This window comes from Hyunsoonleella flava, from assembly GCF_004310325.1.
Classification (GTDB): domain Bacteria; phylum Bacteroidota; class Bacteroidia; order Flavobacteriales; family Flavobacteriaceae; genus Jejuia; species Jejuia flava.
The window spans coordinates 198,164-217,102 of record NZ_SIRT01000004.1 but is presented as its reverse complement, the minus strand read 5'-3'; the positions used below and the strand labels follow the sequence as shown (position 1 = coordinate 217,102).

At 34.2% G+C, this 18,939-nt stretch carries 18 protein-coding genes; 13 read left to right on the top strand and 5 right to left on the bottom strand.

The genetic code is table 11. The features are described from left to right. Window positions 1–5: 5 nt before the first annotated feature. The 3 genes from EYD45_RS07575 to EYD45_RS07565 form a co-directional block, all read right to left on the bottom strand. Window positions 6–1,412: a GspE/PulE family protein gene (locus EYD45_RS07575; protein WP_130963935.1), complete on the bottom strand. Its 1,407-nt coding sequence runs from the start codon at window positions 1,410–1,412 to the stop codon at window positions 6–8. Between the two features lie 486 nt (window positions 1,413–1,898). Next, a complete protein-coding gene (locus EYD45_RS07570; RefSeq protein ID WP_130963934.1) occupies window positions 1,899–2,303 on the bottom strand; it encodes a prepilin-type N-terminal cleavage/methylation domain-containing protein in 405 nt (134 codons plus the stop codon). A 12-nt stretch (window positions 2,304–2,315) separates the two neighbouring features. After that, complete coding sequence (locus tag EYD45_RS07565) at window positions 2,316–2,993, bottom strand: response regulator transcription factor (protein WP_130963933.1); 678 nt, start codon at window positions 2,991–2,993, stop codon at window positions 2,316–2,318. A gap of 333 nt (window positions 2,994–3,326) precedes the next feature. Here EYD45_RS07565 and EYD45_RS07560 point away from each other — a divergent pair, with 333 nt between their 5' ends. The 5 genes from EYD45_RS07560 (at window position 3,327) to EYD45_RS16730 (ending at window position 11,859) form a co-directional block, all read left to right on the top strand. Continuing rightward, on the top strand, window positions 3,327–6,278 hold the full coding sequence (locus tag EYD45_RS07560; protein ID WP_130963932.1) for an RHS repeat domain-containing protein: 2,952 nt from the start codon (window positions 3,327–3,329) through the stop codon (window positions 6,276–6,278). Window positions 6,279–6,297: 19 nt separating this feature from the next. After that, window positions 6,298–6,759 (top strand): hypothetical protein, encoded by a 462-nt coding sequence (locus EYD45_RS07555; RefSeq protein WP_130963931.1) that lies wholly within the window; start codon window positions 6,298–6,300, stop codon window positions 6,757–6,759. Continuing rightward, window positions 6,756–11,465 carry a DUF6443 domain-containing protein gene (locus EYD45_RS07550; protein WP_130963954.1) on the top strand — a complete coding sequence of 1,570 codons (4,710 nt, stop codon included), beginning with the start codon at window positions 6,756–6,758 and terminating at the stop codon, window positions 11,463–11,465. Before EYD45_RS07555 ends, EYD45_RS07550 begins: the two co-directional genes overlap by 4 nt. Before the next feature lie 16 nt (window positions 11,466–11,481). Next, window positions 11,482–11,643 carry a hypothetical protein gene (locus EYD45_RS16735; protein WP_165453903.1) on the top strand — a complete coding sequence of 54 codons (162 nt, stop codon included), beginning with the start codon at window positions 11,482–11,484 and terminating at the stop codon, window positions 11,641–11,643. A 63-nt stretch (window positions 11,644–11,706) separates the two neighbouring features. Next, window positions 11,707–11,859, top strand: a complete 153-nt coding sequence (locus EYD45_RS16730; protein WP_165453902.1) for a hypothetical protein — start codon at window positions 11,707–11,709, stop codon at window positions 11,857–11,859. Between the two features lie 310 nt (window positions 11,860–12,169). Here EYD45_RS16730 and EYD45_RS17015 read toward each other — a convergent pair whose 3' ends face one another. Next, window positions 12,170–12,298 (bottom strand): hypothetical protein, encoded by a 129-nt coding sequence (locus EYD45_RS17015; protein WP_262708600.1) that lies wholly within the window; start codon window positions 12,296–12,298, stop codon window positions 12,170–12,172. A gap of 454 nt (window positions 12,299–12,752) precedes the next feature. Here EYD45_RS17015 and EYD45_RS07545 point away from each other — a divergent pair, with 454 nt between their 5' ends. From EYD45_RS07545 to EYD45_RS07510, 8 genes are all read left to right on the top strand, one after another. Beyond that, the gene (locus EYD45_RS07545) at window positions 12,753–13,310 is read left to right on the top strand and encodes an REP-associated tyrosine transposase (RefSeq protein WP_130963930.1); all 558 of its coding nucleotides are present in this window, start codon (window positions 12,753–12,755) and stop codon (window positions 13,308–13,310) included. Window positions 13,311–13,763: 453 nt separating this feature from the next. Further along, window positions 13,764–14,438, top strand: a complete 675-nt coding sequence (locus EYD45_RS07540; RefSeq protein WP_130963929.1) for a hypothetical protein — start codon at window positions 13,764–13,766, stop codon at window positions 14,436–14,438. A gap of 4 nt (window positions 14,439–14,442) precedes the next feature. Further along, window positions 14,443–14,796 carry a hypothetical protein gene (locus EYD45_RS07535; RefSeq protein ID WP_130963928.1) on the top strand — a complete coding sequence of 118 codons (354 nt, stop codon included), beginning with the start codon at window positions 14,443–14,445 and terminating at the stop codon, window positions 14,794–14,796. Then, entirely contained in the window at window positions 14,786–15,241 is a 456-nt protein-coding gene (locus tag EYD45_RS07530) for a hypothetical protein (protein ID WP_130963927.1), read from the top strand. The genes EYD45_RS07535 and EYD45_RS07530 overlap by 11 nt, the downstream gene beginning before the upstream one ends. After that, window positions 15,238–16,506 (top strand): hypothetical protein, encoded by a 1,269-nt coding sequence (locus tag EYD45_RS07525; protein ID WP_130963926.1) that lies wholly within the window; start codon window positions 15,238–15,240, stop codon window positions 16,504–16,506. Before EYD45_RS07530 ends, EYD45_RS07525 begins: the two co-directional genes overlap by 4 nt. Further along, window positions 16,494–16,826: a hypothetical protein gene (locus EYD45_RS07520; RefSeq protein ID WP_130963925.1), complete on the top strand. Its 333-nt coding sequence runs from the start codon at window positions 16,494–16,496 to the stop codon at window positions 16,824–16,826. The genes EYD45_RS07525 and EYD45_RS07520 overlap by 13 nt, the downstream gene beginning before the upstream one ends. Beyond that, on the top strand, window positions 16,813–17,280 hold the full coding sequence (locus EYD45_RS07515; RefSeq protein ID WP_165453901.1) for a prepilin-type N-terminal cleavage/methylation domain-containing protein: 468 nt from the start codon (window positions 16,813–16,815) through the stop codon (window positions 17,278–17,280). The genes EYD45_RS07520 and EYD45_RS07515 overlap by 14 nt, the downstream gene beginning before the upstream one ends. Continuing rightward, window positions 17,280–18,416 (top strand): type II secretion system F family protein, encoded by a 1,137-nt coding sequence (locus EYD45_RS07510; protein WP_130963924.1) that lies wholly within the window; start codon window positions 17,280–17,282, stop codon window positions 18,414–18,416. The genes EYD45_RS07515 and EYD45_RS07510 overlap by 1 nt, the downstream gene beginning before the upstream one ends. Before the next feature lie 93 nt (window positions 18,417–18,509). Here the strand turns inward: EYD45_RS07510 and EYD45_RS07505 are convergent, their stop codons facing one another. Further along, entirely contained in the window at window positions 18,510–18,926 is a 417-nt protein-coding gene (locus tag EYD45_RS07505) for a hypothetical protein (protein ID WP_130963923.1), read from the bottom strand. Between the last annotated feature and the right edge of the window lie 13 nt (window positions 18,927–18,939).

The window sequence follows — 18,939 nt, the reverse complement described above, 5'->3', positions numbered from 1 at the left end:
ATAGTTTAATCGATTAATAGAGCATAAACTTCCTCCACAGAAGTAATGCCCTGTTGTACCAATGCTATGGCGTTTAACTTTAAGGTTGATATGTTTTGAGTTTTTAAATACTCGTCAATCTCCAAAGCATTATTTTTGATGAAGGGTGTTAATGTTTTGGTAATGGGTATAATTTCGTAGATCGCTTTTCGTCCTGCATACCCTGTGTGATAGCACTCCGGACAACCAACCGGTGTATAATGATGCCTCAAGCCCTTTGGAATCCTAAAGTTTTCAGGAAATAAAGATGAGGTTACAATATCTTTCGTTTTACAATTGTTACATAGCTTTCTAACCAAACGCTGGGCTACACTTACGTTTAAAGTACTGGCAATTAAAAACCCAGGAATACCCATATCTATTAATCTTGAAATGGTGGCCCAAGCCGAATTAGTGTGAATTGTAGAGAGCACCAAATGCCCAGTTAAAGCAGCACGAATAGCCATATTCGCTGTTTTCACATCTCTAATTTCACCAACCATAATAATATCGGGGTCCTGTCTCAAAAATGTACGTAGGGCACTAGAGAAATCCAGACCAATATTTTCTTTAAGCTGTACTTGATTGATACCTTCCAATGTATATTCTATTGGGTCTTCAATAGTAAGAATATTGGTCAAATCATTATTTAGTAATTTTAATGTAGCATAAAGCGTTGTTGTTTTTCCAGAACCTGTTGGGCCGGAAATCAAAACAATACCATTAGTTTTTTTTGTAGATTCTTTATAGCTATTCAGTTCTTTTTCGGTAAAACCCAAATCTGATAGTTCAATATGATTCGCATCCTTACTTAATAAACGCAGCACTATCTTTTCACCGTGTAATGTAGGTAAGCTGGATACACGAATATCAAATTCACCTGAATTAGTTTTTACAGTGATACGACCATCCTGGGGCAAACGCTTTTCAGAAATGTCCAGACCAGCCTTAATCTTTAGTTTATTGACTATTACTGGGTATTCAGATAAATTAATAATGAAGTATTCTTTAAGTTTTCCATCTATACGAAACCGAACCCGACATTTGTTCTCGTAAGGCTCAAAATGAATATCACTACTTCCAATAGCTTTTGCCGACAATAAAATTTTCTCTAGAAAATCATTGGAATAATGGAGATCTTCAGCTGTTGATAAGCTATTTCTTCTAAAATTATTTGTGAGGTATAAATCTATGTTTTCGGAAGAATCAGAAAGTAGCCGAACGTCTTTTCCAAAAATAACGCTCAATTCACGTTTTAAACTTTCGGAAGGGCTATCAGATTTAAAAGTAATAGTATCATGTTCTGATGCTACAGGAATAATTTTATAATGATAGGCCTGTTCACTACTAATAAGCTGTAGTAAAGATGTTGGAATATTGAAGTCATGATCCATAGTTTTAGAGTGAATAAAGATTAACTGATATGCCAGACCATTGTATAATATAGGCTATAGAAAAAAACAAGCACATATATCCTGCTAGAGGAACGGAAATAGGCGATTTAAAGTCTTTTGTTTTTACCACATGCAACAAAAGAGAAAATATAAGTGCGCCTAAAAAAATGACCACAAATGATACCGTTGAAAATGATGCTGATAGTACCATAAAAAGCAATATATCACCAAGGCCAATGACATTAAGTAAACTCTCTTTAAGTTTTAATCTAGAGTACAAGAAAACAATTAAGATGAGGATACTAATAAAACTAAGATTGAGATAAAATGATGTAAAAAATAGCTCTGGCAACGTATTATAGTAATATAAGATCCCTGATAATATCCCGATTAAAGGAAACATGAACCAAAATACCTTGCGCTCTTTCATATCTTGAAACAGAACCGCAAAAAGCGATAATATCAATATTATTTTTATAAAGACCATTAGTCCTTAACGGTTTGTTTAGGAGTCCCTGTCTCATCTATTTCCCAGACATTAAAAATACCGTCACCATCAAAATCTGTTATGGCGGTAGCTCTTGCCTTAAAGCTATTGTTATCCGCAGCCAATAGCTCATAATTATAATTACTAGTACCATTTTCATTGACAGTACGTGGTGCTTCAAAATCAATTTCATCTAAATCCAGCGCATACTTAGAGTACATATACCTATAAGTGGTTTGCGAGTTGTATATAAATTTCAATTGTGTCTGCGCCTCAACGCTTTTCGTTTTAGCAATAAGTGGCATTAGATTTGGTAAGGCCAATAAAAGCAGTATACCAATTATTACTAATACGATTAATACTTCTTGTAGGTTGTAAGCCTTTAATTTTTTAACTCTTTTCATTATTATATACATTTAAATAAAGCCTTTTTCCTTAGCTATCTTTATGAGCACTTTGTCCGACTTTTTATCATTATTAAATATTTCATTCAGCTTGCGTTTCCTCCGTTCAATACCTGCCAATGAAAGATTAACTAATTCAGGCAAATCCTTTGTTTTATTTCCTTGCGACAAATAGTAAAGTACTTGTCTGTCTATTTGGTCCAAGTTAAAATCATTAGAAATATGTTGCCTCACTAATTTAAGAACAGAGTGGGAGTAATATGGGATACCATAAAGTACATTTGAGATACTTTCGGTAAGCCTATTAAAATCTAATTCATTTTTCAATAACAAACTGTTGGGTTTAAGACATTTTAAAATATTAATTAGTCTATAATTATCACTTAAATGTGTTATAACTAGAATTTTAGCTTTTGGAAAAAGCTGCCTTACCTTAATTCCAATATCATCACCCGATAAAATACTGTATTTCTTTGCTGGAGGTAAGCTAATGTCTAGAAAAACCAAATCAACAGTTCCAAAATTAGCAGCATGTTCTATCTCTAAATAGGCTTCTTCACAACTTTTACTTATCGTGATTTTAAAACTATAATCAGATTCTCTGTTGGCAACAAAATCTAGCGCCATTTTATAAGAATCAATAATAAGTTGATGGTCTTCAACAATGAGGGTGTTTAATGGTTTATTCATTCTGTTAAAATCTTGTTGGCACTCATAAATAAAGGTTTTTCCTGTGGTTCGCCTTTAAAAGAGCAACTAAAAATATTTACTATTCTTAAATCAGAAGTAAGGTTTCCCCTTAGTTTGCGTAAGGCTTATTAAAGGTTTCAAAAATGCCCTTAGCTAGTGAGTATGAAGATGAAAATACAGATTTTTATAAAACAAACAAACCTTACTTGAAGTACATTAAAACCTTAGTATTAGATTTTTCCTTCGAATTAACTTTACTGAACATTTCATAACAGCAGTTTCGACAACTGATCAAGTGTTAATAGTTAATTCATTAATCCTAATTCCAAAACTATGAAAATACTTAGGTATATATTTTTAATTGCTATATCCATAGCATATGGACAAGAACCAAGAATAATTGAACCTAGTATAAACGCTCAGCAATATTTTAATGTAAGGACTGCAACTGAGGATCTCCATACTGGTCAAGTGTCAATGAGCATTCCTTTATTTAATTTAGAATCAAAGGGTATTAAACTTCCAATCTCCATCGTTTTTTCAGAGGGTGGCTTTACTAGACCTGAGGATCGAATAGCATCTAATGTTGGTTTGGGATGGTCTCTATTGGCGGGCGGTGTAATCTCACACACAGTTAGAGATCAAAGAGACTCTGCATCTAACTATAAAGCATGGAAGTCCTCACCTAACTATCTAAGCGGTAAACATAATCAAGCAGAAAATGAACATGACCCCCCTTATTTTGATAATGAGTTTGTTAAGGCTATGGATCATATACATTTAGATAAAGAACCTGATGAATTTAATTATTCGTTTAATGGGTACTCTGGTAAGATTGTTTTTAAATCGGACGATACAACAAATAATACTTACACGGGCATCTTATTTCCAAACATAACCTTCAAAATTGAGCGTTTACCAAGTGGTGGCTATAAAATAACTACTGATGATGGCTTAAAGTATTTTTTTGAGGAGGGAACAAGTGTTAGTATTGAGGGATCTACAGCAAGTTGGTTTTTAACAGAAATACATGCTCCACAAGGTGGTGAAATTTCCTTTGAATATGATATGGATTGCTACACGAAAGATTCACCTTATCACTCTTTTGGAGTTACTTATTGCTCAAGGAGAATAAAAAAAATTATTTATGATAAGGGTTATGTTCTATTTAATTCTGCACCACGTAGTGATATATCCTATAATGACCCTGTTAAAAAGTCTAGACGAATTTCATCTATTGAGTTGTATGATAAAAATGATCAGTTAATAAAAGGGTTTGAATTGGGTAACAACGGCAATGAAGATAGTTTAGTCCTTAATTGGCTTAAACAATATGATAAAAATTATAATTATTTACCTCCATACACTTTTGAGTATGAAACTGTACCTGGACCTGGACCTACTTCGATTAATGGTTGTGGTAGTCCAGGTTTTACTTGCAATAAATATTCTTGGGCTAGTACTCCAACTCCAATAAGTATTGCTCATAGACGATGGAGCATGGAACCTATATTTTGGGGATGGGAAGAAGACGATGGTTATACGCATGATTATAGTCTTACCAGTTATGGAGTTAATCATTATTCTTTTCTCCTTTCAAAAGTTGATTTTCCCACGGGTGGTTATGAATCTTACGAATATGAGAATCATGGTTATTCTGCTTACGGTTCAAATACTGAGTTTTCTCATAGTGGCCAAACAACTTCACCTATACAGGGCAAAAGAATAGCAAAAAAGGAAATTGTAGATGGGGATGGGAATTCCAAAGTAATTGAATATTGGTATTGTTTACATGATGAGGATTACCAACGTATTTCATCTGGATCTCTGACTCCTTCTACTAATCCAAGATATAATGTAAAGTCAAGCGGTGTTTTAATTAATCCCTCAATTAAGGTTTCTAATATGTACAAACCCATATGGAATGATTATTCTAACAATTGGACTGAGTTTTATTCTGGAAATCATATCCGGACTAGGTTTGTAGGCATCCCTCATTACACCCAAGTTTTTCCGCAGAATAAATTAGGGAAATACCATATTTACTATAAGGAGGTTGAAGAGGTGTTTACATCAAGTTCAGAAGAGGAAAACGGTAAAAACATTTATTATTTTAAAGAAGAGGTGGCTGTGCCCGCCAAGAATTATATATATCTGAATTATGAACTTTTTGGAACTGCCAACTTCCCCGCAAGTGCCAACACCTTGATAGAAATCCCTAATAATCTTTATGGAACTAATGATGGTAGTATCTGGAGAAATACAAGCTTTTTGGCTTATCCTATAGGCGATTTTACAGAATATGATTACCTAAAGGGTACGGTTCTAAAACAGGTAACCCTGAACTCAGATGGTAATATTGTTAAAAAAATAGACAATGAATATGATTCGCCATATATAGAAAAACAGTATGGTTTAATTGTACATAAATTTATAGATAATGAAGGTTCTGAAGATGAAGAGAATGGTGTTATGTCTCTTAACAGGTATCTCATTAGTAATTACACTAAACTTTTTAGTTACATAAGATTAGATAAGACAACAGTAACAGATTATTTTCCGGATTCTGGTGGGTCTTTACAACAAGAAATAAGCTATAACTACACAGCCGAAAATTACTTACGCTCTGTAGAAAATAAAAACAGTGATGGTAAAATTAAGACTGATTATTTTCATTACCCAAATGACTATAGTTACTCAGGCGACAATATATTCGGCTTAAAAGCCAATAATATAATATCAAAGCCCTTAGATATGCGCTCCTATAATGACGGGGAGTTTATATCTGGAACTCAGACCAAATACAAAATTGATGGTCAGCCAGAAGCGTTGTTCGTTGCCGAACCGAGAGGAACGCACTTTCCGAAAGATGCAACGAATCCTTATACATTCCCCGAAAAAGCAACATATACTTATAATAACCATCTAATTTCTCAAATTAATCTAAATGATAGCCATAGTAGTGTATATCTGTGGGATGCAACAGGCAACTATGTAATGGCGAAAATTGAGAATACTACTTATAGTGCTGTAGGCTCCTTGAATGGTAAAGTTTTTAGTTATAATAGCGAGACACTATACAACGAGATAAAGGCATTAGTTGGAGATAACGCTATAATATCTACTTACACACACAAGCAATTAGTAGGAATCACCCAAAAAACCGATACCCGTGGCTACACCACCTATTACCAATACGACGATTTCAATCGTCTAAAAGTAGTCAAGGACGCCGAAGGTAAGATTCTTAGCGAGAACCAATACCATTATAAAGGACAACAGTAACAGAATTTACCAATACATCATGAAACCTAGACAATATAAAATCATATTATTTGTATTCATCTTTACGGGTCTATCTTACGGTCAAACAGCAATAGAGGCTAGTTTGTTGGTTGGTGTTTGGAATTTAGATGACACTATATCAATAAATAGTATGGAGCTTTCCCAAAGAGCCAAATGGGATACCATGCCTAGTGAGAAGCAAGAGCGCATCTTGCAACACTGTAAGGAGAGAAAATTGGAACTTACCGAAGAAGGGCAGTATATGCTGACCTTAAAAAATGAGAAAACATCAAGCGGTGCTTGGACATACAATCCAGGGACAAATAGTATTGAGATTACCCATGCCAATGAAAGGATAAGTAACCAAATGTTAAAACTACTAAATACATCGCAATTGGTTCTAGTTCCAGAACAAAAGAGCCATCAACCCTTACTAATTTCTGAGTTACATTATATAAAAACTAAAACATCAATATTATGAATACTTGCCATACAAATAGCACTTCAAAAATTACGATTGTCCTATTATTTTTATTGATGCTTACTGTTAATATTACAGCTCAAAACACATATATACAAGGACCAACCAAGGTACATGAAAATGCGACTGAAACCTATACACTCGATAACTTAAATGGTAACATAAACCCTGGACTTACATCTTGGTATTGGCAAGCTTTTGATAATGATATTAATGACTATCATAATGATTCTATTACAGGAGCCTCTTTTGAAATAGAATTTAGTCATCTTTCAGAATATGAGATTTATGCAGAACTTTACGATTCCAATTCCAATTTTGTGGACGATGGATCGTTAGCGGTTACGGTTATTCCTGCCATACCCGATACACCGCCGAACCCTATTTTTTTAAGTAGCACAACAGGCACTGTAACAATACAACGTGTAGGGGAACCACATACAGACATGGATATTACTTGGTATTGGCAGGGTAGTCCAACAGGAACAAGTACAAGTTACGGTAGTGGGGAGACGATAGTACTTCCATCTGGTGCAACAGCCTGTTATTTACGAGCATATAATGCACATTCAGGATTCTGGAGCGAAGATTCTGGCGAGATAACTAAAAAACCATATTACCAAGATAGCGATGGTGATGGTCTGGGCGATCCTAATAGTTCTACTCCCCCCCAATGGACTCAACCATCGGGATATGTTGATAATGATGACGACCAATGCCCTTTTTTACAAGGAACAGAAGCTAATAATGGATGCCCTATAGTAGATTGTACATTAAGCGACCAGAATTATGTTTATACCATAACACCAACAGAGGGAGTAAATAACCTAGGTTCACTATCTAGTAACCAACGTAGAGAAAGCGTAATGTATTACGATGGATTAGGTAGACCTATGCAGAGTATAGCTATAAGAGCTGGAGGACAAGGACAAGATATAATTACACATATTGACTACGATACCTTTGGAAGGCAGGATAAGAATTATTTGCCTTATGTCATGACCAGCAGTTGCGGGCAGTACCAAACAAATGCTCTAACGGCTACTAATAATTTCTACAATACTTTAAAGTATGAAAACACACTAAATCCTTACTCCGAAATGCATCTGGAGTCCTCTCCCTTAAATAGAGTGCTGGAACAAGGTGCCCCAGGAAATGATTGGGCGGTCGACAAGACTAGTGATAACGACCATACCATAAAGTTTGAGTATGGAGCTAATACAGAAGCTGATATGGTACGCTTCTTTGAGGTTGATTTAACCTGCGGGTCACCAACATTAGTAGAAAGTGGGACTTACAAACCTAATGAATTGTACAAAACTATCACCAAAGATGAGAACTGGCAACCTAATAACAGTTATGAAAAAAACCATACCACAGAAGAATATAAGGATAAGCAAGGGCGGGTTATCTTAAAACGAACTTTTGATAAAATTAAATGGCACGACACGTATTATGTATATGATGACTATGGTAGTTTAACCTTTGTACTCCCACCAGAGTTGCCTACGTATTTAGGTCTTTTACAAAATGACATACATTATAGTGAATATTTTTCGTCAGGTTCTTTACCTAGTGATTTTGCTTTCTTTGCCACCGGAAGCGGCCATGATTATTTTGAAATGTCTATTTCTCTTTCTTCTGGGTCGGGAAGGTTTTCTTCATATGGTTATCTTGAGGGTAGTCCAAATGTACCTCTAAATTCGGGTAAAGTAACGAGTTTAGATATAGACATAGATATGGATGCATCATATATTGATCTAGGTGATATTACTTTTTATAGTGAATTAGGGGAAGAATATACATTAGGGACCGCTTACATTCAAAATGGCGATTTATATTTTAATTCTAATGGTGTAACAATATCTGCTGGTGGTGATTTTTCTTTTAGGTCAGAAACGTTATTTCACCTTCAATCCACAAACCCAACTATTATAACCGAAACAGACCTAAACAATCTAGCCTACCAATACAAATACGATGAGCGTAACAGGCTTGTAGAAAAGAAAATCCCTGGAAAAGAAAAGGAATATATTGTGTATGATAATTTAGATAGACCTATATTAACACAAGATGCTAATTTAAGGGCAGACAATAAATGGCTATTCACCAAGTACGACGTTTTTGGGCGTATAGTGTACACAGGTATATATACACATCCCAGTTTACAAGACCAAAACCAAATGCAGGGGAATTTAGATGCTTTTTATACAACGAATACATCTAATAATTTATATGAAAGTAAACAAGCCTCCGAAGGCAGTTATAACTATTATAGTAACCAGAGTTTTCCAAATACCAATATAGAGATTCTCACGGTCAACTATTACGACGATTATAGTTTTAATACAGATGGACAAGCGTTACCTTCTAGTTGGGACGGGCAAGATATCATCAACCATAATAATTCCAGTAGTAGTAAAAAGTTAACCAAAGGCTTAGCTACCGGCAGTCGAGTAAAAGTGCTGGAACAACCAAACTGGATTACCAGAGTAACAGGTTATGATGCTAAAGCAAGACCAATATATGTTATGAGCAAAAATACATATCTTGGAAGTACAGATATTGTAAAAAACACGCTAGACTTCACGGGAGCAGTAGATAAAATGGTCACAGAACATAATAAGGGTACAAATACTATTATAACCGAGGACCTGTTTACATACGACCATATGGGACGATTAAAAAAACACACCCAAGAGTTAAACAATACAAATGCCTTAGAGGTAATCGTAGAGAACCACTATGATGAGCTGGGACAATTAGAAAGTAAAGGTGTAGGTGGTAGTAATACTAATACCAACAGATTACAAAACGTAGATTATACATACAATATAAGAGGTTGGTTAAAAACCATAAACGATCCCTATAACATAGGTAACGATTTGTTTAGCTTCGGGCTAACCTATAATCAACCTGAAGGTGCTGTAACTGGTAGTATAACACCACTATATAATGGTAATATTAGCCATACCCTATGGAAAACTAATAATGATGACAATCGTATAAAAGAATATAGATACAATTATGATGCATTAAACAGGCTTACTAATGCAAATTGGGCAGAAGGAGGAACTAGCGTTGCTAAATATAATGTAAGTATTGGCTATGATCGCAATGGAAATATTTTAAGGATGAACCGTAACATGCCAATGGATTTAAATAATCCGCTAAATATGTGGTTTGGTGGTTCTAAGGCGATGGATGCTTTAACCTATAGTTATTATGGCAATAAATTACTAAATGTAAAAGATGGTATAGGTTTAAGCACAACAGGCATTGAAGGCTTTAAGGATGGCAACGTAAAAGCAAACACAGGTCTTGATGATTATACCTACGATGCCAATGGTAATATGGTAAAAGATTTAAACAAAGGTATTAATACTATTGAATATAACCATTTAAATTTACCAACAAAGGTAACATTTGATAGCAATGTTGGAGATATTTCGTACGTTTATGATGCCACAGGTGTAAAACAAAAGAAGAAAGTTTTTAGTTATGCCAATGGATGGCCGACCACAACCGTATATGCAGGGAATTACACTTACATTAATGAAGATGATGGAGAAGGAGACGTGCTAAAGTTTTTTAACCACCCAGAAGGCTATATAGAACCCGATAACCAAGGGGGTTACAATTATGCCTATCAGTACAATGATCATTTAGGGAACGTTAGACTCACATATATAAATATAGGGACTGCGAGTAATCCCAATCTTGAGATTATTGAAGAAAATAACTACTATCCTTTTGGACTTGAACATAAAGGTTACAATAATGTTGTGAATGGTGTAGAAAATAAGTATGAAACGTTTCAAGGAGTAGAATATGAGGAATCTTTAGGATTAAATCTTTATGAAATGGATTGGCGACAGTATGACCCAGCCATTGCAAGGTGGACTGGTATCGACCCAGTAACTCATTACCAACAATCTACGTATACTGCTTTTGATAATAATCCTGTATATTTTGCTGACCCAAGTGGTACAACTTCTACAGCAGAATGGATGGAAGAAAACGGAATAACACAAGATGACCTTATCACAGTTTATCAAGCAAGCGATGATAGCGATGATAGCGATGACGATAATGATGATGAGAATAAACTAAGAAAAAAGAGGCAAGAGTTAAGGCAAAATTTAGACGATGCACAAAATGCGTTGACCAATGCCAGTAGGATGAAAAGAGTAATTTCACAATTAGGGAAATACAATCAAGGAGCTGATGCTATAATGCACGTACTTAATCAATTAAAAGAGCAGAATGATGAAATTAAAAGAAAGTACAAAGAAGACCCAACGAAACTAGAAGGAGTTATAGAGGCTTTAGTTGCTGATATTATTGTTATCTATGAAAAAAATGGAAAATGGGATGTTAATATAGATTGGAAAAAACCAGGAGGCTCTGATTTAGATACGGCTATATCGGTTAGTAATTTTGGATTTACAGCTGGCACAGATGCAGCTTTAAAAGGTTATTATGGTAAGGCAGTTATGACTGCTAATGGTGTAGCCACATTAAAAGTAAAGGCACTTGAAAACAAAGTAAGGCAATTAGAAAATGAGTTGCGTTCTGTTGAAAAGCAATTGAACAAAATGAATAAACCAAGTTCTACAGAATCAGGTGGTTTTAGTGACGGCTTTGGAGGCGGTAGTTTTGGAGGCGGTGGAGCTAGTGGAAGTTGGAAAGAAAATAAAAATTAATTTAAATATATAAAAAATGGAAAGTTTATTTTATGCTATTATAATAGCAGCATCAGTTCTTTTATCAGGAGAAACAGAGAGTAATACTACTACTAATGAATCTCAAACAACGACTACCACTAATAGTAGTGATGACGGAGGAAAGTTTGGAGGCGGAGGAGCTAGTGGAAGCTGGTAAAATCAATATTAACTCAAACATACACAGGCGGTATTTCTGTCTGTGTATGTGATTTTTATAAATATGAAACTTCAACTCAATAAAAAGAAAATTTTAGTCTTATTAATTCTATTGGTTACACTATTTTTAGTGTTTTATTTTAATAACGTAGAATCCTCACCAATGCCCTTTGGTGGTGGTAGTTTTGGAGGTAGTGGGGCTAGTGGAAAATGGTAAATTATCTTATTAAATACTCTACTGGTTTTTTACCTAATATTACTTTATTGTAAAGAGTGTTAGGAAATATTTTTACACAAATATTATAATCCCCTACTACTTCATTAAGTTGTGCAATAGCTGGGTATCTTCTATCTATATCACCTTTTTCTCTTAAAATAGATATCTCTGCTTTCTTTTCTTCAATAACATTAAGAAGCTCATTTTATTTTGTATTTACATTGTAAATGTCTATTGCCAAAACAACTACAACTATTGCTAAAACGGCTAATATGATGGACTTTTTTTTCATTATAAAGTAATTTTATAGTTAAGAAATATATGCTTTTTTTGTTTTATGATAACTGATAGCCATATCAATTAAATCATAGATTTTGTTTTTTTCTTCTTCGGTAAAACTCTCAATATCTTTAATTTTTTGGAGTAACTCTTTATCCATAATCATATCATCGCCACCAAGTAGGAAATCGATAGTAACACCAAGTTCATCTGCTATGCTTTTAGCAGTATCTATAGATGGTTTAATTTCCCCCGCTACCGCTAGTCTGTGACTAGTGGCGATAAGAGTAAAAAAAATTATTACATAAAGATAATTAAGCTTTTACAATAGTTTGCGGCCACTAAGTACAGCTTAGCGGTAGCCCCCCGCTACCGCTAAGCTGTGCTTAGTGGTGGTAAGAGTAATAAAAGAAATAAAAAGGTTCGAATACCTCACTTAGAAGGAAGGTGGTCGAACCTTTTTTTTTGAATAAAACTATTAAAAGTCTATTTTGTAATTATGTGATAATCAGAGTGTATTTTTTTATGGGTCTATTTTTTGTATTTGTTTACTAATCAGATGATTAATTCCCCGCTACCGCTGTACTTAATCAAGTTTTTGATACATTAGTTACATGAGCAGAAACTATAAATTCCATAACAAACAAGGTTTGTATTTTGTATCATTCGCAACAGTAAATTGGATAGATGTTTTTACAAGACATATTTATTTTGATGTATTAGCAGAAAGTATAAGGTATTGCAGAGCAGCAAAAGGCATGGAATTATATGCCTATTGTTTTATGCCTAGTCATGTACATTTAATATTTAGGTCAAGCAATGAGCAGCCTTCAGAATTATTAAGAGATTTTAAAAGCCATACAGCTAAAAAAATAATAGAAGCTTTAGAAAACAATCCGCAAGAAAGCAGAAAAGAATGGCTATTATGGATGTTTGAACGCGCAGGAAAAAAGAATGCAACAACAAGCAAATACCAATTTTGGCAACACCATAACAAACCTATAGAGTTATGGAGCGAAAAAGTGATAAAACAAAAGATAGATTATATTCATAACAACCCGGTTAAGAGCGGCTTTGTTACCAATCCTGTAGATTGGAAATACTCTAGTGCTAGAAATTTTCAAGGCGATGATACTATTTTGAAAATTGATGACACTGGCTTCTTAGCATAAGCTATAAAAAAGCAATCGCTACAAACAAGTAATAGCGATAGAGCAAGTTTTACTAGAGCGCCTTGTTGTATTTAGATTTCTGATGAAGTTGAAACCACACGAATCCTTTCATGCGACGGCATAGGCTAAAAACATGAAAACCTTACCAAAAGTAAGCGAAACGCTTACTTTTTTCTTAGGTAAAACTCATTATTTTACAATATTTACCTTTTTACACCTATGAACTGCAAATGTTATAAACATCCTTGCATTAAAAATGGTTTTAAAACCAATAAGAAACAACGGTTATATTGCAAGTCCTTTAATTTAAGCAAACAGAACAGGAGTTCTTATTCAGTTTACAAATTACCTACAAAGATGTACATGTTTATTGCCAAAAGCTTTGGCATTAATAATATTGCTAAAGCTCTAAAAATCTTAGCCTTACTCTTCACAGTATGCAGTTGCAAAACAATGTATTTAAATCAGGACACCACATCAAAAACCACACAACAATTGGTGTTGGGTCATATTGGCTCAGAAAAGGAATATATACTACAACAGGGGTTTAATGGTACCGCCATACCTACATACAAACATCCCATAAAACTTAACGTTTACCCTACTGATTTCAACAAACACTCCTACAATCAATTTATAAATGCCAAAGCATCACAAACGGCAGATGTCCCTATTCAGTATATAGACTCCATAACAGAAAAACCGAAATACCTACAACTACAAATTGTAGATAAAGTAGCAGTAGTAGACGCGATAAACAATAATGAAAATATAAGTGTAAAGAACTATTTAAGCCATAACCGATATGCCAATGTCATCACACATATTTCCATAGCGTTTAATCAAGACCATTATAATGCCATTACGAAAGCCGATGGGGTATTTTTAATAGAAGAAACGCCAAAGTTATATGTGTTGAAACTTCAGAACACCGGTAAAAAAGCAGTGTATATACCTTTTAATAAAGGAGTAGTATTTCAATATAAAGCGTCCAATTGCTGTTGGCAGGAAAATGAAAGGCGACAGCTCAACATAGTGGATTTGGTGAGTAATTATGCTAACTGCCCCAATAAAACATTTAAGTCATCAACAAGGGCAAAAAAGAAATTGAACTTATACAAATTGTAATGTTATGAAACGATGGATACTTTGTCTTAGTTTGCTTTGTTTTTCCTGTGATGATATTACTGAAGTTGAGGATATATCAGAGGAAACTTTGGTTGTTTTAGCTCCAGTTAATGATGCAGTAGTTATCACTAATAACCTTACTTTCACTTGGGAAGGTGTTGAGGCAGCAGAAACATATCATTTACAAATTGCTACACCAAACTTTGCGAGTGCGGTACAAATAGTTAAAGACACCACACTAAATACTACAAGTTTTGCCACTACATTAAACAATAACAGCTACCAATGGCGTGTTAGGGCAGAAAAATCAGGCTATCACACCACTTACACCACACAAAATTTCAGGGTTGAAGAATAAAACAAAAACATATCTGCTGTTGGTATTGGTACTCGCCATTTGGGGAGTTATCGGATATAGAATACTTGCTGCCGTTAATCCATCTGAACCTGAAATAACAGCTCAAAATATTGACGTGACATTTCGTCCAAAAGTGAATTCTAAAATAGATACATTTTCCATCAAAACTGTAAACAGAGATCCTTTTCTAGGTACATTGCACGTAAAGAAACAAGTAGCTGCAAAAAAGATAGCGCCTAAAATAATAGAATGGAAGCCTATAGTGTATCATGGAAAGATTTCTAAAGAAAGTGGAAATAAAAGTGTCTTTATCCTTTCAATTGAAGGACACCAATACTTAGTGAAATCTGGACAAGTGGTGAACGACATTAAATTAATTAGTGGAAACACCAAACAAATAGTGGTGTCATACAAAGGACAGCGAAAAACAGTGTTAAAAACATGATAGACAAAAAACTGAAAGCTGGCGCACTGCAATTCACTATGTACGTGGTGGTGGTTATTGCTTTGGTCTTAGGTGGATTTATCATTTTAATGTACACACACAAACACTTCAAAGCACAACATAACTTCACTCTAGAAACCATTAAAATTTGCGATAGAGGTATTTTATATGCTATGGATACACCTCTAAAGCAACAGGATACCCTTGAATTAGATATATTGGATAAGGATAATGCATCTATAAAGATCCATAAAGAAAGCTGGGGTGTTTATGATAAGATTATATCCATTTCAAAAATAAAAAATAAAGTTTTTAAAAAGATAGCACTAGCTGGAGCAGTTCAACAAGAAACAAATAGGGTAGCACTTTATTTAGAAGATAACAACAAACCTCTTGTTGTGGTTGGTGACACAAAAATACAAGGTGTAGCATATCTTCCTAAACATGGAGTGAGGACTGGTAATATTTCTGGACACTCTTACTACGGTAATGCATTAATATATGGTGCTACAAAAACTAGTGACGAATTACCTAAATTATCTAGCACTTTAAATAGTCAGATCACTACAATAACGAGTATTGCTAACCGTATTGATAAGATTCAATTCTTAGATTTAGATAAAAATAGAACACATCAAAACTCCTTTTTAAATCCTGTTAAAGTAGCTTATAGTTTGGGCGATATAGAGCTGTTTAATTTTAAACTGACAGGAAATATTGTGGTGCAATCAAATACAAAAATTACTGTGGATGCTTCTTCGCAATTAAAGGATATAATTTTAATAGCACCAGAAATACATGTGATGGATGGAGTACATGGTGTGTTTCAAGCGTTTGCCACTAAGACAATTAGCGTGGGCAAAAATTGTAGGCTCAACTATCCTTCGGCATTGGTGTTAAAAAATTCTGAAATATCAAGAACGCCTTCTAAAAATTCAGGTGGTAGCTCATTAATTCAATTGGATAAAGGAGCCACTGTGAAGGGAGTGGTGGTATTTTTAGGTGGCGAAAAGAATTACAAACCCCAAATACGTTTAAAGAACAGGGCAACAATTGTTGGAGAAATTTATTGTAATAGAAATTTGGAACTATTAGGAAGGGTGAAAGGTACGGTGTTTACTTCTGGATTTGTTGCAAATCAGTCAGGTTCCAGTTATCAAAACCATATTTACGACGGACAAATAATAGTCGATAATTTACCCGAACAGTATGTAGGCCTCTCATTTCAGAATTCAAAAAAAGGTGTTGCAAAATGGTTGTACTAAAAAAAGTTAAAGCATCAACATTAATGGAAACTTTAGTGGCTTCTATTCTTATCGTTGTAATTTTTATGATGGCCAGTATGATTTTTAATAATCTATTTTCCTATAGCATAAAAACTAGCACAAGAGTTATAGATACACATTTGAATGAAATGGAGTATTTGTTCATCAATGAAGAAGTCACAACACCTCTTTATGATGATTTTGAAGCATGGACTATAACTGCCGAAAGACAGATTTTGAATAAAGAGGATGTTATAGTAATTGAAGCCACACACCAAGATAGAAAACAAAATATTTCAAGAACTATTGTTACAAACTAGGCATAAAATAGAGGCTTTTACGTTGAGTGAAATGATTGTGGTCATCATCATTACTACGATTGTTGTGGGGATGGCTTTTTCGGTCTTGGCAATGGTTCAAAAACATATGAAAGGCATTCAAGCTAACTTTAATAAAACATTGGAGATTGAAAAGTTAGAACAAGTACTAAATATAGATTTTAATAGACACACCAAAATAGAGTATGATACCATCAATGATGAATTGTTTTTCATATCTGAAATAGATACCGTGGCCTATCAATTCACCGAAAACCATGTTATAACACCTATGGATACATTACATATTCCATTGCATCACAAACAGTTTTTTTTTAATGGTTTAAAGGTTAATTATGGTAGAATAGATGCGATAAAGTTAGAGACAACAAAAACATTTTTGTCACAAAATGTATTCGTTTATAAACGTAATGATGCAACTCTATTTTTAGATTAATGGGATTTCAGTTAGAAAACATAGCACTAAAAAAAAATGAAAGAGGAAAATCTGCACCTTTAGAAAAATCATTCTTAAAGCGAGAAATCCATGTGTTTAATAATGCATTTTCCAATAAGATTAAAGAGGATTTTTATTCAGAATTAGGGGTGCTCATAAAAGCTGGCGTCTCTTTAAGAGAAGGTTTAGAGCTAATTGAAAAATCGCAAAAAAAGAAGCAAAATAAAGCTATTGTTAACACACTTTCTAATGCTATTGTTTCTGGCAGTAGTTTTTCAGAAGCGTTAAAAGCCCATAAACAATTTACTAATTACGAACTTTATTCGATAGAAATAGGCGAGGAAACAGGAACCCTATCACGCGTAACAGAGCAATTAGGAAGTTTCTTCGCAAGAAAAAATGAACAGAGACGGAACTTAATTAGTGCATTGACCTACCCTATAATCATATTAAGTACGGCGGTTTTAGTAGTGCTTTTTATGTTGCATTATGTGGTACCCATGTTTCAAGATATTTTTGAACAGCAAGGGGTAGAATTGCCAACTATAACCAAATTTATTATTAAAGCTTCAGAATTACTGAGTAGTTATGGATGGGTGTTATTAATCCTCTTAATAGCAGTTTTCTTCATTCGCCCTTTGATGAAAAAGAAACAGCGAATCAAAGCATTTATAGATCGTGTAACATTAAGACTTCCATTTATTGGAAATTTTGTAAAAACAGTTTATCTGTCACAGTTTACACAGGCAGTTGCTTTGTTAACAGCTTCGAAGGTGCCAGTGGTAAATAGCATTCAGCTTGTGAAGCAAATGATTCAGTTTTCGCCATTGCAAAATGCCCTAGGAGACATAGAGAAGCAAATTCTACAAGGAGCGTCGTTAAGCGATAGTTTAAGTCAGCACAAACTATTTGACGATAAGATGATTGCGCTTGTAAAAGTGGCAGAAGAAACGAATCAGACAGAATACGTGTTTGAACGACTGAATATGCAGTACAATACCCAAGTACAACAGCAATCAAAAATGCTTTCAACCTTAATGGAGCCTTTTATTATTCTAATTGTTGGGGTTTTGGTTGGTATCATATTAATTGCAATGTATTTGCCAATGTTTAAATTGAGTAGTGTAATGGGATAGATTTAATATATTATATTTCGATTATGATCTAATCAATAAAATAATGAGGTTCTAACAGAAGTATGAACTCTTTTGCAAATTGAGCTTTAGGAATTATATGTAAATAACATGTTTGGTCTGCACATCATAAAATGCGCTCCTCCCATAAACATCTTTTTCCATATTATATACTGGTAGGTATCTATTTGAAATCAAATTCTTCAATTCCCGAATATCCTTTTTTGTTGCAGGTTTATTCTCTGATTTAGTAAGAGCCGATTTAATCCCATCAGCAACCAAACTTCCTGCTGTAGCGTTTCCCACTCCGGCAAATGACATTTTATCCTGTTTTTTTTCTGTTAAAGAAACGCTTTCTGTTGGGGTGATTTTAAGCTTATCTATTTTCGTGTTCTCTTTTTGTTTTAAGAACCAATACCTACTCCGACATGAGTTGCTACAAAACTTTTGCACACCTCTGCGACGTGGAATAAAGTTGTCTCCACAATTGTGGCAAATCTCAGTTCTTTTCATAATACACGTAAAT

What these genes read in the sequence shown, in the direction of transcription:
- EYD45_RS07575 (WP_130963935.1), bottom strand. Translation starts at nt 1,412, where the DNA reads ATGGATCATGACTTCAATATTCCAACATCTTTACTACAGCTTATTAGT.
- EYD45_RS07570 (WP_130963934.1), bottom strand. Translation starts at nt 2,303, where the DNA reads ATGAAAAGAGTTAAAAAATTAAAGGCTTACAACCTACAAGAAGTATTA.
- EYD45_RS07565 (WP_130963933.1), bottom strand. Translation starts at nt 2,993, where the DNA reads ATGAATAAACCATTAAACACCCTCATTGTTGAAGACCATCAACTTATT.
- EYD45_RS07560 (WP_130963932.1), top strand. Translation starts at nt 3,327, where the DNA reads ATGAAAATACTTAGGTATATATTTTTAATTGCTATATCCATAGCATAT.
- EYD45_RS07555 (WP_130963931.1), top strand. Translation starts at nt 6,298, where the DNA reads ATGAAACCTAGACAATATAAAATCATATTATTTGTATTCATCTTTACG.
- EYD45_RS07550 (WP_130963954.1), top strand. Translation starts at nt 6,756, where the DNA reads ATGAATACTTGCCATACAAATAGCACTTCAAAAATTACGATTGTCCTA.
- EYD45_RS16735 (WP_165453903.1), top strand. Translation starts at nt 11,482, where the DNA reads ATGGAAAGTTTATTTTATGCTATTATAATAGCAGCATCAGTTCTTTTA.
- EYD45_RS16730 (WP_165453902.1), top strand. Translation starts at nt 11,707, where the DNA reads ATGAAACTTCAACTCAATAAAAAGAAAATTTTAGTCTTATTAATTCTA.
- EYD45_RS17015 (WP_262708600.1), bottom strand. Translation starts at nt 12,298, where the DNA reads ATGGATAAAGAGTTACTCCAAAAAATTAAAGATATTGAGAGTTTTACC.
- EYD45_RS07545 (WP_130963930.1), top strand. Translation starts at nt 12,753, where the DNA reads ATGAGCAGAAACTATAAATTCCATAACAAACAAGGTTTGTATTTTGTA.
- EYD45_RS07540 (WP_130963929.1), top strand. Translation starts at nt 13,764, where the DNA reads ATGTATTTAAATCAGGACACCACATCAAAAACCACACAACAATTGGTG.
- EYD45_RS07535 (WP_130963928.1), top strand. Translation starts at nt 14,443, where the DNA reads ATGAAACGATGGATACTTTGTCTTAGTTTGCTTTGTTTTTCCTGTGAT.
- EYD45_RS07525 (WP_130963926.1), top strand. Translation starts at nt 15,238, where the DNA reads ATGATAGACAAAAAACTGAAAGCTGGCGCACTGCAATTCACTATGTAC.
- EYD45_RS07520 (WP_130963925.1), top strand. Translation starts at nt 16,494, where the DNA reads ATGGTTGTACTAAAAAAAGTTAAAGCATCAACATTAATGGAAACTTTA.
- EYD45_RS07510 (WP_130963924.1), top strand. Translation starts at nt 17,280, where the DNA reads ATGGGATTTCAGTTAGAAAACATAGCACTAAAAAAAAATGAAAGAGGA.
- EYD45_RS07505 (WP_130963923.1), bottom strand. Translation starts at nt 18,926, where the DNA reads ATGAAAAGAACTGAGATTTGCCACAATTGTGGAGACAACTTTATTCCA.